The following is a 12997-nucleotide window of genomic DNA, read 5'->3' as shown; positions in this document are numbered from 1 at the left end:
TCATGAAAATTCTACTTTGTTTTGGAACCCGTCCTGAAGCCATAAAAATGGCTCCGCTTTTTCATGAGCTACAAAAAAATAATGTCGATGTACAAGTGTGTGTCACAGCGCAGCATCGAGAAATGCTGGATCAGGTTTTGGATTTTTTTGAGATAATTCCCGATTATGATCTAGATTTGATGCAACCCAATCAAAGCTTGAACGGATTAAGTGCCACTATTTTATCAAAGATGGACGGGGTATTTGCTGTTGCAAAACCTGATTTGGTATTGGTACATGGAGATACTACCACCTCATCTATGGTGGCGTTGGCCGCCTTTCATAACGGCATAACTGTAGGACATATAGAAGCCGGCTTGCGTACCTATAATAAAAAGGCACCGTTTCCGGAGGAAGTGAACCGGCAGGTGACCAGCAGAATAGCTGATATTCATTTTACCCCCACTGCTGCAGCAACCCAAAATCTATTGAATGAAGGTATTGTTCCAGCTACTATTGTAGAAACCGGAAATACCGTTATTGATGCACTATTGTTGACCGTTAGAAAAATTGAAACGGAGCATTATCAGCATCCCGAAATTGAGCGATTGAAACGTCTTATTCCAGTCCATAAAAAGATGGTTCTAGTTACAGGGCATCGCAGAGAAAATTTTGGAGCCGGTTTTAAGCAGCTTTGTGAGGCACTTTTATCAGTTTCGAAACGAGACGATGTAGTGTTAGTTTATCCTGTCCATTTAAATCCAAATGTAAAAGATGTTGTATATGAGAAATTGTCCCATTCCGAAAATATTTATTTGATTCCACCGGTTTCTTATCCTGTTTTTGTGTGGTTGATGCAACAATCCTTTTTGATTGTGACCGATTCTGGAGGCATTCAGGAAGAAGCTCCATCCTTAGGGAAACCTGTTTTGGTTACCCGAACGGTATCAGAGCGACCTGAGGGTGTTACCGCCGGATTTTCTATTTTGGTAGGTACCGATCAGCAAAAAATCAGTACCACCATTTATTCTTTTTTAGACGGATTCTCGGGATTTGGACCTTCCATCAATCCTTACGGAACGGGTAATGCTTCTCAAAAAATTGCAGCTTATTTATTAAAACACTATTAAAATGAAAATCCTTGTTGTAGTAGATTCCATTAATATTGAAGACAGCAGTGGTTCAAAAGCTAATGTGGCGCTCATTACTAATTTGGCATCGGCGGGATTTGATGTTTTAGTATATCATTATACCCAAAAGTTCATTTCGTTGGAGGGTGTTTCCTGTTATGCGATTCCTGAAATAAAATACAGTCCCCTGTATTTTTTAAGTCGGATGCAACGGATTATAAGTCGGAATTTCAAAGTCAATCCGGCTCCTTTCCTGGAGCAATTGTTTGGTTTTTCTTTTACTTTTTATAATGATACCCGCAGTATCACTGCCGCGTTGAAGCAACAAAAGTTTCAGCCTGATTTAGTACTAACCTTGAGTAAAGGCGCTAGTTTCAGGCCTCATTATTCCGTTCTTCAACTTTCTCAATGGCATGATAAATGGATGGCTTATGTACATGATCCGTATCCAGCCCATTATTATCCGCGACCTTACAATTGGGTAGAATCCAGTCATAAAGCACGAGAAGCCTTTTTTAGGGCAGTTTCTACAAAAGCCAGATATAGTGCATTTCCCAGTTTGTTTTTGCACGAATGGATGTCGAGTTATTTCCCTGATTTTGCCCAAACAGGTGTTGTTATTCCACATCAAAATACAAAGTATGTCGTTCAGAATACTTCTTTTCCATCCTATTTTGATGTTTCAAAATTCAACATACTGCATGCTGGTAATTTGATGAAGCAACGCTCACCGGAAGGTTTGATAGCAGGTTTTCAACTGTTTTTGCAGCATTATCCTGAAGCCGGAAAAGAATCGCGATTGCTGTTGCTTGGGCCTGCTTCCGATCATACCCAACTATTGCAAAGCCACCAAAAGCGTACACCCGAACTTTACATTCACAACGGTATGATTCCTTTTGACACCGTTTATTTGCTTCAGCAAAACGTATCGGTTAATGTTATTTTGGAGTCAAAATCGGAAATTAGCCCTTTTTTGCCTGCTAAGTTTCCACATTGTGTTGCCGCTAATACTGTTATTCTCTCGCTAGCTCCTTATTACAGTGAAACGAAACGGTTGTTAGGTCCTGACTATGAGTATTGGTCCGAAGTGGATGATGTTCCAAGAATTGCAGCATTACTCGGGGAATTGTATCTTTTGTGGAAACAAAATCCAAAGTATCTGCTTTTAAATAGAAGTGATTTAGCGGAATACCTTTCAGTTGGATACTTAAGGAAAAAAATTAGTGAGTTAAATCAATAATAATTTGTCCTGATGATTCTTTTAATTTGTATTTCTCATAAAACTCCTCTTAAATAAACATTATATGCGAGCCTCTATAGTAATTGTATCTAAAAACAGAAAAGACGATTTAGCGCTAACCTTAATTACTCTAAAGTCAATGATTGAACTTGAGGAGGATGAAGTTTTAGTTTTTCTAGATGGCTGTGAAGATCAATCCGTTTTGTTGATAGATCAATTTAATTGGGTCAAGTGGTTTACTTCCGATAAAAGTATTGGCGCTTCTGCTGCCAGACATCAACTTTATCCAAAAGCCAAAGGTCAATTTTTAATAGGTTTGGATGATGATGCCCATCCTTTGCATTCAGATTTTATTGCAAGAACTCTTTCTGTTTTTGAAAGATATCCAACTGTTGGTATAGTTGCTTTTCAAGAAATAAAAGGAGTCTTTATCTCAGATCAAGAGGCTTTAAATCAGGTTGACTCATTAACGGAAGAGTATATCACCAATGAATTTATAGGTTGTGGATTTGCTATCCGTACAGAGGCTTATAATGCTATTAATGGTTTTCCGGTCTGGATTGATATTTATGGAGAAGAATCCTGTGTAGCAATAGAAGTAATTGCTAAAGGACATGATATTTTATATACCAATACAATAAAAGTGAACCATCGTGTGAATGTGATAGAAAGAAAGAAAGTTGGGCAAAATTATTTCAGATTTGGAAAGCAATTAAAAAATTCTACTTATTATTTTTTAGTGTACTATCCGCATCCTTTAGGTAATATTTTGAAATTATATTGGCATAATTTTAATAAGTATGCATTAAGAGATATTAAATGTTTTAAGATATTTTGTAGTGTAAGTATTGAAGTTCTTCGGGGTATTCCTAAAGTACTACCTTATAGAAAACCGGTGTCCACATTAATACTTGATAAAATGAGAAGAGTAAAAGGGTTGAGGTTTTGAAACCCAAAAGGATTGTTTCATTTAATAGTTAGAGTTCTTTTCTCATTATGTTCTCATCATTTCTCACTTTATACTTGGAATTATGGTAGAAAATCCCAAATTTTTTATTTAAAAAGTAATTTTTAGTATAATTTAATTACTTGATAAGGTAGAAGCAAACAAAAAGCGATAATAATTCAATATTTTGAACAGAAATATTTATCAACAATACCACTGCATATTACAACATTTCACTACTTTAGACTTGAATACGACGAATAACTGGAATTATTCGAGGTCTTATGGTAATCAATTTGCTCAAAAAAACGGGGTTCTAGCCGGTATTTTGAGCTTTTTTTATGTCAAAAAGGGATGGAAAAGTACTTCTTTAGACTAAAAAATAACTTTGTCAGGCATAAATAATCCTAATTTTAATTTATTGGAGGTCGACATAGAAACCTAAAAACAGGTTTTTAAGCGGATTTGGGGTGTTTGTAGCGATAAAGAATGAATTAATATTTCGTGCTGACGCTTTGTTTACCGAGTCTTGACGAAACAAAAGTCCAGTCTTGACGAAACGGATCTAATTTACGTTGATTATATGCCAAAAAAAACTTCGAGTACTGGAATGCTCGAGGTCTTACAATAATCAGATGCTTCTGATTACGGGATTCTAGCCGGCTTTTCTAAATGATAAATCATTCAGCAAAGTGCGTAATTTTTTTCCGGGACGGAAAAGAATACGACTTTTTTTAATGGCGCTTGAGGAAACATCAGCGGCAGCTTCCTTTCCTTCAGAGCTTATTCCTACTTGGAAATTACCTAGTCGTCCTAGTTTAACAATTCGGTCTTGCCCAGTTCCCCAATGATGTTGTGTTTTGAGGACAACAAGACCGCATAACAGTCTGAGGCCGTAACCGTACATTGGTAGGAAATCAACTCAGCGAGTCGGTCTAAATCTACATTGCCGTCTGCAATTGCAGCAGCATAGAATTTTTCAGGAGCCATTAGGTCCCGTGGGTTCTTTCTTGGAAGAACTTTGTATTTAATAGCTATTGTTTAGTTGTATTAAATGAATAAAAATATTTGGTCTTAGTATACTTGTTAATTCTAACTAACTGACCATTCAAAGATACAATGGTTTTGTATGTAGACAATCCCAAAGCTATCCAAAATCGGTAATCGTTTTTAACAAATTAAAAAAAAAAAATAAATAAGCTTGTTTTTTTATATATGATAGATTATCAGTTGTTTATTTTTATTATAAAGTGATGAGCCCTTCTAAAATATACGATTATAAAGTTAAAGTATATCAAATATTTTGAATGATGGTTTTGTGAGTCAGTAGTGTATTAGGTTGGTAGACTATTGATGTGGAAGTGGGTTTCTATTCAGACAATTATCTGTTAGTGGTTTACACACCTAGCCTTTATAGCTCCCTCCCTATATTTATTTTGGAGTCGTTGTATCTTCGATTTCAAGAAGGGAATTTTGGAGTGGAATTTTGTGCTTCTAGTTTCATTTGTAGGATGAAATGTCCCAAATGTCTCAATTGGTAAAAAATTGTTTTGAGTACCTTATTGGAAATAGTAGCAGAATTGTATTTCCCTCACAGAGATATTATTTCGTTTTTTGAGTAGGAGACAAGCGGTATTTTTTTTTTTAATATAAAAAAAAATTATATTTAAGCCATTTGTTCTTCTTGACTGGGGATTGAGGAGTGGAAATTTTTAGGGATGATGGTTTTTAGAAAGAAAAGACTTTTTGTGCGTATTGATTTTTAACAGCACCTAATTATTAAACTAGGCTCTAATTTTTAAAATAAACGAGTTGAATTATGCTTCGTCTAATCATAAAAAAACTATTTTTGTTTCAAGAAACTTGAATCCACCTCTTCTTTAAAAATATGGTTTTACAAAAATCTTTACCCTACCTAATAGCTGAAATAGGCCAGGCACATGAAGGTAGTCTGGGTATCTTATATTCGTATATTGATGCGATTGCCCAAACGGGTGTTGATGCCGTAAAGTTTCAAATGCATATCGCAGAGGCGGAAAGCAGTGAATACGAGCCTTTTCGCGTAAAATTCTCTGTTGAGGATGAAACTCGCTTTGACTATTGGAAACGCATGGGTTTTTCTTTGGCGCAATGGAAAGACATTAAAAACCATTGTGATGAAGTGGGATTGGATTTCATTTGTTCTCCGTTCAGTAATTTAGCGGTTGATTGGCTCGAAGAAATTGGAGTTGATTGTTACAAAATTGGGTCAGGAGAGGTTACTAATTTCTTGATTTTAGAGAAAATTGCACAAACAGGGAAGCCTGTGATTTTGTCTTCTGGTATGAGTTCGTATGCTGAATTAGATCAAACCGTTGATTTCCTAAAAGAGAGACAGGTTGATTTTTCTATTTTACAATGCACAACGGCTTATCCTACTATGCCAGAGCAATATGGATTGAATGTGATTCAGGAATTAAAAGAAAGATATAAAGTGGCTGTTGGGTTTTCGGACCATTCTGCCCGATTAGAAACCTGTATTGCGGCAACGGCTTTAGGTGCCAGTATTCTGGAATTTCATGTTGTTTTTGACCGTCAACTTTTTGGCCCTGATGCCAAAGCTTCTTTCACCATACAAGAAACTAAAGATTTAGTCTTGGCCGTTAAAAATATTGCAACTGCTTTGTCAAATCCTATTGATAAAAATTACAATGCTAATTTTTCGGACGTCAAACAGATTTTCGAAAAATCATTGGCGGTCAATAAAAAATTGCCTAAAAATCATGTTATAACTTTTGATGATTTAGAAACTAAAAAACCAAAAGGGTATGGGGTAGATGCGATGCGATTTCAAGAAGTAATTGGTAAAGTTTTGAATAAGGATTTGAATCAATGGGATTTTTTGAATGAAGAGGATTTGTTTACATAAAGGTTTTTAAGCAAGCTACTTAGTTTCGAAATTATATTTTTTTAGTTTTAAAAATCACAACCATCGACGTTTTTTTCAATGTAAAAAATTATAATTTACTAATTTTCTTTTTTGCTTGATCAAAAAAGAAACAAAAAAATATTCATGGATTGTTATTGTTTTTTGGTATTCATGAATCTTCGATTTCAAGTCTTTACTCCCTCGTCGGTCAAATTAGTTTTCGAATACTAAAAGAAAAGAACTCGCTGCGCTCAAACAGCTTTTCTTTTTACGTATTCTTCAAACATTTGACTCGCGACTGCGGAAGTTAAGGACAGTAGAACATCGTAAACAACAGCAATTTGATTTACAGTTGAATAAAAACATAAAATGTTATTTTATATTGTTTTTTTTGTAAAAAGTTATACTCAAAACTTACGTGGGCTCAAAATAATGTTTTTACCTGTCCGCTTTTTTGTCTACTTTTAAACCCAAGAATAATAAATTTAAAATGCCGAAAAGAAAAATAGTTGTAGTAATAACGGCGCGTCCATCTTATAGTCGGGTAAAAACGGTTTTGTCTGCTATACAAAGGCATCCTGATTTGGAATTACAATTGGTCGTTGCCGCATCTGCCTTGTTAGATCGTTATGGTTCTGCTGTGAATTATATTGAGAAAGATGGTTTTACGATTGCTGCCAAAGTATTTAATGTATTGGAAGGAGAGAATCTGACTGCAGCGGCGAAAACAACCGGAATTGGAATATTGGAATTGTCGACTGTCTTTGATAATTTAAAACCGGATATCGTTGTGACCGTTGCGGATCGCTTCGAAACAATGGCCACTGCTATTGCGGCTTCTTATATGAATATTCCTTTAGCACACATACAAGGGGGAGAAGTAACCGGAAATATTGACGAAAAAGTACGTCACGCCATCACAAAATTGGCAGATTATCATTTTGTAGCCTCCGAAAATGCTAAAGAAAGAGTCATCAAATTGGGAGAGGACCCTGAAATGGTTTTTAACACCGGATGCCCATCTATTGATTTGGCAGAAGAAGTAGTACTGAGTAAAATGCTTACTTTTGATCCGTATGAAAAATATGGTGGTGTAGGTGCTCAACCGGACTTGGCAGAAGGCTACTTAGTTGTTATGCAACATCCGGTAACGACAGAATATCAAGATTCCAGAAAACATATTGAAGCTACTCTGGAGGCGATTCATAAATTAAATAAGCCCACACTTTGGTTTTGGCCCAATGTGGATGCCGGCGCTGATGGAACCTCTACAGGGATTCGTGCTTTTAGAGAGCAACACCAGTTACCCAATGTTCATTTTTTTAAGAATATGGAAGGTAAAGATTTTTTACAACTACTTTACCACAGCGATTGTTTAATTGGAAATTCAAGCGTAGGTATTAGAGAATGTGCTTTTTTAGGGGTTCCTGTTGTTAATATAGGTTCTCGACAAAATAGAAGAGATCGAGGAGGCAATAGTGCTGACGTTGATTATTGTCAAAATAGTATTGAAGAAGCCATTTTAGACTCTGTACAAAAAGGTAAATCAATCTCTTCCTCTATTTATGGAGACGGAAAAGCAGGTACGCAAATAGCTAAATTGTTACTGAAGTTGCCTCTAAAGTTTCATAAAACAATCATGTATTAAGATGCGAATTTTAGGCATCATACCAGCGCGTGGAGGATCGAAAGGTGTTCCCGGGAAAAACATTAAATTGTTGAACGGAAAACCGTTGTTGCAATATACAGCTGAAATTGCTGTGGAATCAAAGTATTTAACATCTGTGATTTTGTCAAGTGATGATAAACAAATAATTACGGTGGCTAAAAGCTTGGGGATTCAAGTGCCATTTTTACGACCAGAGGAATTAGCTCTAGACACAACACCCACTATAGATGCCATTATTCATGCTTTACAATGGTATGAAAATCATGCTGTTTTCTTTGATGCAGTTTGCTTGTTGCAAGTAACCAGTCCTTTTAGAACCGTTAAATTTTTAGATAAAGCCATTGAAAAATTTATCAAAAGTGGTTGTGATTCTTTGGTTTCCGTACAAAAAGTACCACATGAATATAATCCGCATTGGACGTTTGAAGTTAATCTCGAGGGCACCTTAAAAATTGCCACCGGCGAAGATCAAATCATCAATAGAAGACAGGAATTACCTGATGCCTATCACAGAGATGGAAGTATTTATATCACTAAAACTGAAGTTCTGTTGCAAAAGCATTCTTTATATGGAAAAAGTATTTCATTCATCGAAACTCCACCTGAATTTTATGTTAATATAGATACGTTAGGCGATTGGGAAAAGGCGGAACAAATGATAAAAAATAATCTAAAATAATGTGTGGTATTGCGGGAATAATTGGAGGTTTCGAAATGCAGCAGTTGGATGCCATGTTGTTGAGTCAACACCATCGGGGTCCGGATGCGACAGGAAAATATAATGATGGGGATTTTGCTGCTATAGGACATAATCGATTGGCTATTATTGATTTGACTGTAGAAGCTAATCAGCCTTTTTTGGATCCTTCCGGTCGGTATATTTTGGTTTTTAATGGTGAAATCTATAATTATATTGAGTTAAAAACTGAAATGCAAGGGCTGTATTCTTTTGAAACAGATTCAGATACCGAAGTTTTATTGGCAGCGTTCATGATTTATGGAAACCAATGTCTGCAAAAATTTAACGGCATGTTTTCCTTTGCTATATGGGATAATCAAGACAAAAAGTTATTTGCTGCCAGAGACCGATTTGGGGTCAAACCTTTTTTTTACAGTCAAAAAAATAACTCTTTTTATTTTTCATCAGAAATAAAAGCGATTCACGCAGCGGGTATTTCAAGAATTCCATGCGAGAAAGTCTGGGCTTCTTATTTTGCGTATGGTTCTTATGGAAATCCTGACGAAACTTTTTGGGAGGAGATCTTGCAAATACCTGGTGGCCATTTTTTAGAATTTCAAAACCAGCAATTAGTCCTAAAAAAATGGTATTTTTTTGAAGAGGAAGTAGCCAAACAACCCAAGAATTTAACTTTTGAGCAAGCCAAAGAACATTATGTTGCTCTTTTAAAAGACAGCATAAATTTGCGTTTCAGAGCTGATGTTCCCCTTGGATTTAATATTAGTGGTGGATTGGATAGTTCTGTATTATTGGCTTTGGTTAATCTTCAAGAGGATAATTCTAAAATCAATGGTTATACTTTTTATACGAATAATCCTGACTACGATGAATTACCTTGGGTAGAATTGATGATTGCCAAAACCAAAAATCCTTTGACGAAAGTGTTGCTTCAAGTAGAAGACGTTCCTGATTTAGCACAAAAAATGGAAGGACAGCAAGATGAACCTTATGGAGGAATTCCCACTTTGGCGTATGCCAAAATTTTTGAACAAGCCAAAAAAGATAATGTATTAGTATTGCTCGATGGACAGGGTATGGATGAACAATGGGCAGGCTATGATTATTACACCCAAGAAAATGATGCTATCATTCAAGGAATTAAGGATTCACCATTCAAAAGGAATATCCTTTCGGATTGTTTTTTGGCAAAAGCCGAAAAACCAAACTATCCCAAACCTTTTGTCGATGCAATTTTAAATAAACAATACCGAGATTTGTTTTATACTAAAATCCCAAGAGCGCTACGATTTAATGATCGAATTTCTATGCTATTTTCCACGGAATTACGGGAACCTTTTTTGGATTATAGATTGGTAGAATTTGCTTTTTCGTTACCGTTTGATTTTAAAATAAAAAATGGCCAAACTAAATTTATGTTGAGAGAAATCGCCTCAGAATATTTGGCCAATGATTTAGTCTTTGCACCTAAGAGACCCATACAAACGCCACAACGGGAGTGGCTAGCTGATAATTTAACGGACTGGGTAACCGAATGTTTTGTCTCAATCGAAAATTCAGAATATTCAAAATGGTTTGAAATTGAGAAATTGCAAAAAGAGCTAAAGAAATATTTAGAAGGTAATATCCAATCTAGTTTTCATATCTGGCAGTGTATTAGTTTGTTTGAAATGGTTCACACAATTAATGCGTAATTTCAATTTCTTTTTTCAATAATAATAAAAAACAATATTTGGGAATTAAATCAACAAAAATAATTTAATGAAAAAACTAGGTATAGTAATCATAGATGGAATTAATTTTAATTTTCTTTTGAAACTAAAAAACAGAGTTATTCATGTTGCTATTAGCAATGTGGGTTATGAAACAAAGAATATTCCAGCTGTAATAGCATTAATAGATACACAGAAGAGCATCATAACTGTTGCTGATTTTGGATAAGGGAACAGTGAAGCCCTTTTTCAGGAATCGATAGAAACGAATGCGATTTGGGTCATCAATAATCAAAAACAGTTTATGGATAGTTAATTTACCAATACAATGATTTCAAATATACTAGTGCTTTATTTTTTAGGTTTAACAATTTTACTCTTTTCTGATTTTTTAGGGTTAAGTTTTTTCGGTTTTCGTACTGTTTCAATTTACCTGGGTGTTTTATTTGGCTATTTATCTATTGTGGTGACTTATGCAATTTTTAAGTCTAACATGAATAGTATAGGGATGTTTGTCTTACTTTGGCTATTAGGTTATTTTTTTTTAATTCAAAAACGTAAAGAATCACCAAAAATTAAAAAACAGGACTATTTAAAGAGATTGTTTATAATTAGTTTCTTATGGTCTGTAATTTTTTTGATTAAGGTTAGTTTCTTTTGGAATACTGCATACAATTGTCCCAATTTATTGTTTGTTGATTATGAGTTTTATATGAAAATAGCCGAAGGCTATAATCTAAATGGTAACGAAAATGCATTAGGATTGAAAAATGCTTTGTTCCCGTTTTTGAATTTTGCGCAGCCCTATAGGAGTAATGATATTTGGTTGGTGTCATTAGGACTGGATATAACAAATATGGATACAATTTACATTTGGGAATTGTTTTATAGTACAGTTATAATTTGTATTTGTTCATTAAGTCTATTTGTTTTATTCAAAAGAAAATTTAATTTATTAGGGTCTTTAGTTTTGTCGGTATTAGCTCTATTTGCATTTTCAGGAAACTGGTATAGAGGTATAATTAATTTAATATATACAACTAATTCTGGAGGGTACGATCCCATAGGGATTATTGCTTATTCCAAATTAGCAATAGTGTTTTCAATTTTTTTTCAATTTTTTTATAAATATGAAAGTGGAAAAAAAATAGAGGCTATTTATTTTTTAATTTTAATTCCTCTTCTAGTTCAATCTGCAATTGCTGTCTTTTTAATCATATTTTTAATAATCTTAATTAGTATTTACCAAGAAAGAAAATTTTCTGAAAATAGTATTAAAAAGTATTTGACAATCATAGTGATTTTTATAATTTTATTTGTTGGTTTTCTGCTTTTTTATAAACTAAATCAACATAAAGAACAATTTTACATTGGGTACTCTAATTTGAATATCATAAACAATGATAGTACTATTGATTTTATCATTCAATTTTTTAAAAAATCAATACTTATGTTTATTTCCTATTATTGGTTAAGTTTTTTGTTGGCAGTCTTATTATTAATTAGTAATAAATCACTAAGCAAAGTGTTTCGTTTAGAGTTATTTGTGTTTTTGTTACTTTGTTATTTTTGTTCTACTCTAATTTATGCTAAATTTAATAAAATTGGGGATGCATATCAATTTTTGACAAATGTTTTTGGCCCCTTCGTCTTAGCTTTAATTATTTACTTATTAATTCAAACACCAACCAAATCGCTTTCAGGAAAGCTAAAATTGACCGCGCTAATAATTGTCTCGATTCTTGGTGCGAAAGAAATAATAGGGGGTAATAATGTATTTCATTCTACTTCAAGAATTAATTATTACGACAAGGTATTTATTAGCGAAATTAAAATTGTTCTTCCTCAATTGAAATACCCTTTTGGTGTTATCTATTACGGGGAGGATTTGCAAAATAATTCAAGGGAAGACTTCCCTCAACACAACACTACTTTTCTTAAATTATTCGGTAGATATTACGATGCTTTCAACATTGAATCCGATTCCTTAAAAATGGATTACTTGGACAAATCGAATCAAAAAGTAAATCTATATATTAAAAAAAATGCACTAAATATTTGGCATTATAATTTGAAAACAAATTTGAAGTCTAATCGCCAATTAAGTAGAAAAGATTTTTATAACTCATATCCATTTAGTTTTTGTGTCTCTAAAAAGAGTAAGAAGAATTTACCGGATTATATTCAGTCAGATATTGTTCGTACTATAAAAGATAATAAGTCACAAATTTATTTTTATATATTAAAAAAAAAATAGTGATGATTCAAATTTGAATTTAAAGTATAAATAATCTGATTTTGAAATTAGCTTCTAAAAAATAAGTTTTAAAAATTTAAATTTTTCAAGTTTTAAGACAAAAAACAACTTTCTTTGTGAATGACAATTTTTGTTTTCTCTAATAGAATTAGTTATAAATCATTATTTTTTTTAACTATTTATTATAATGAATCCTGAGATCAATATAATTATACCTTTTAAATAATGAAGAAAGAGTGTTTACATTATTAATAGTAAATCACTCAATTAGTACACCTTAAAAATTAGTAATTTCAGTCATTTTGATTAACTAATATATAATGCTAAACGAAATAGATATTTATTGTGTATGAGTATGTTTTAAGTGTTGCTTTATCTGGAAATTTTGGTCACCAGTTAGCATTTAGATTAGCCTTGACAATTGTTGATTTTTTTGATGCAGTGCTGTTTTTTGATTAG

At 33.5% G+C, this 12997-nt stretch carries 11 protein-coding genes; 9 read left to right on the top strand and 2 right to left on the bottom strand.

Features of this window, described 5'->3' with window-relative positions; translation table 11 throughout:
• Positions 1–2 precede the first annotated feature (2 nt).
• The 3 genes from wecB to IWX80_RS10895 all read left to right on the top strand — a co-directional run bounded on the left by wecB (position 3) and on the right by IWX80_RS10895 (position 3298).
• On the top strand, positions 3–1109 hold the full coding sequence (gene wecB, locus IWX80_RS10905) for a non-hydrolyzing UDP-N-acetylglucosamine 2-epimerase (RefSeq protein WP_442899838.1): 1107 nt from the start codon (positions 3–5) through the stop codon (positions 1107–1109).
• A 1-nt stretch (position 1110) separates the two neighbouring features.
• Positions 1111–2349, top strand: coding sequence for a UDP-glycosyltransferase (locus IWX80_RS10900; protein ID WP_196853465.1), 1239 nt, complete (start codon positions 1111–1113; stop codon positions 2347–2349).
• Positions 2350–2413: 64 nt separating this feature from the next.
• Entirely contained in the window at positions 2414–3298 is an 885-nt protein-coding gene (locus tag IWX80_RS10895) for a glycosyltransferase family 2 protein (protein WP_196853464.1), read from the top strand.
• 652 nt (positions 3299–3950) lie between these two features.
• Here IWX80_RS10895 and IWX80_RS17020 read toward each other — a convergent pair.
• The gene (locus tag IWX80_RS17020) at positions 3951–4082 is read right to left on the bottom strand and encodes a hypothetical protein (protein ID WP_334682347.1); all 132 of its coding nucleotides are present in this window, start codon (positions 4080–4082) and stop codon (positions 3951–3953) included.
• Between the two features lie 26 nt (positions 4083–4108).
• On the bottom strand, positions 4109–4285 hold the full coding sequence (locus tag IWX80_RS17015) for a hypothetical protein (RefSeq protein ID WP_334682314.1): 177 nt from the start codon (positions 4283–4285) through the stop codon (positions 4109–4111).
• An 898-nt stretch (positions 4286–5183) separates the two neighbouring features.
• Between IWX80_RS17015 and IWX80_RS10885 the strand changes: the two genes are divergently transcribed.
• From IWX80_RS10885 to IWX80_RS10860, 6 genes are all read left to right on the top strand, one after another.
• The gene (locus IWX80_RS10885) at positions 5184–6203 is read left to right on the top strand and encodes an N-acetylneuraminate synthase family protein (protein ID WP_196853462.1); all 1020 of its coding nucleotides are present in this window, start codon (positions 5184–5186) and stop codon (positions 6201–6203) included.
• 490 nt (positions 6204–6693) lie between these two features.
• On the top strand, positions 6694–7851 hold the full coding sequence (gene neuC / locus IWX80_RS10880) for a UDP-N-acetylglucosamine 2-epimerase (RefSeq protein ID WP_196853461.1): 1158 nt from the start codon (positions 6694–6696) through the stop codon (positions 7849–7851).
• Position 7852: 1 nt separating this feature from the next.
• On the top strand, positions 7853–8551 hold the full coding sequence (locus tag IWX80_RS10875) for an acylneuraminate cytidylyltransferase family protein (protein WP_196853460.1): 699 nt from the start codon (positions 7853–7855) through the stop codon (positions 8549–8551).
• Complete coding sequence (asnB, locus tag IWX80_RS10870; RefSeq protein ID WP_196853459.1) at positions 8551–10263, top strand: asparagine synthase (glutamine-hydrolyzing); 1713 nt, start codon at positions 8551–8553, stop codon at positions 10261–10263. Before IWX80_RS10875 ends, asnB begins: the two co-directional genes overlap by 1 nt.
• A 67-nt stretch (positions 10264–10330) precedes the next feature.
• A complete protein-coding gene (locus IWX80_RS10865) occupies positions 10331–10510 on the top strand; it encodes a hypothetical protein (protein ID WP_196853458.1) in 180 nt (59 codons plus the stop codon).
• A 99-nt stretch (positions 10511–10609) separates the two neighbouring features.
• Positions 10610–12538: a hypothetical protein gene (locus tag IWX80_RS10860; protein WP_196853457.1), complete on the top strand. Its 1929-nt coding sequence runs from the start codon at positions 10610–10612 to the stop codon at positions 12536–12538.
• Positions 12539–12997 lie beyond the last annotated feature (459 nt).

It is taken from the genome of Flavobacterium sp. CAN_S2 (assembly GCF_015752255.1).
Classification (GTDB): Bacteria; Bacteroidota; Bacteroidia; order Flavobacteriales; family Flavobacteriaceae; genus Flavobacterium.
This window is presented reverse-complemented; position numbering and strand designations above follow the sequence as displayed.

What these genes read in the sequence shown, in the direction of transcription:
- wecB (WP_442899838.1), top strand. Translation starts at nt 3, where the DNA reads ATGAAAATTCTACTTTGTTTTGGAACCCGTCCTGAAGCCATAAAAATG.
- IWX80_RS10900 (WP_196853465.1), top strand. Translation starts at nt 1,111, where the DNA reads ATGAAAATCCTTGTTGTAGTAGATTCCATTAATATTGAAGACAGCAGT.
- IWX80_RS10895 (WP_196853464.1), top strand. Translation starts at nt 2,414, where the DNA reads ATGCGAGCCTCTATAGTAATTGTATCTAAAAACAGAAAAGACGATTTA.
- IWX80_RS17015 (WP_334682314.1), bottom strand. Translation starts at nt 4,285, where the DNA reads ATGGCTCCTGAAAAATTCTATGCTGCTGCAATTGCAGACGGCAATGTA.
- IWX80_RS10885 (WP_196853462.1), top strand. Translation starts at nt 5,184, where the DNA reads ATGGTTTTACAAAAATCTTTACCCTACCTAATAGCTGAAATAGGCCAG.
- neuC (WP_196853461.1), top strand. Translation starts at nt 6,694, where the DNA reads ATGCCGAAAAGAAAAATAGTTGTAGTAATAACGGCGCGTCCATCTTAT.
- IWX80_RS10875 (WP_196853460.1), top strand. Translation starts at nt 7,853, where the DNA reads ATGCGAATTTTAGGCATCATACCAGCGCGTGGAGGATCGAAAGGTGTT.
- asnB (WP_196853459.1), top strand. Translation starts at nt 8,551, where the DNA reads ATGTGTGGTATTGCGGGAATAATTGGAGGTTTCGAAATGCAGCAGTTG.
- IWX80_RS10865 (WP_196853458.1), top strand. Translation starts at nt 10,331, where the DNA reads ATGAAAAAACTAGGTATAGTAATCATAGATGGAATTAATTTTAATTTT.
- IWX80_RS10860 (WP_196853457.1), top strand. Translation starts at nt 10,610, where the DNA reads ATGATTTCAAATATACTAGTGCTTTATTTTTTAGGTTTAACAATTTTA.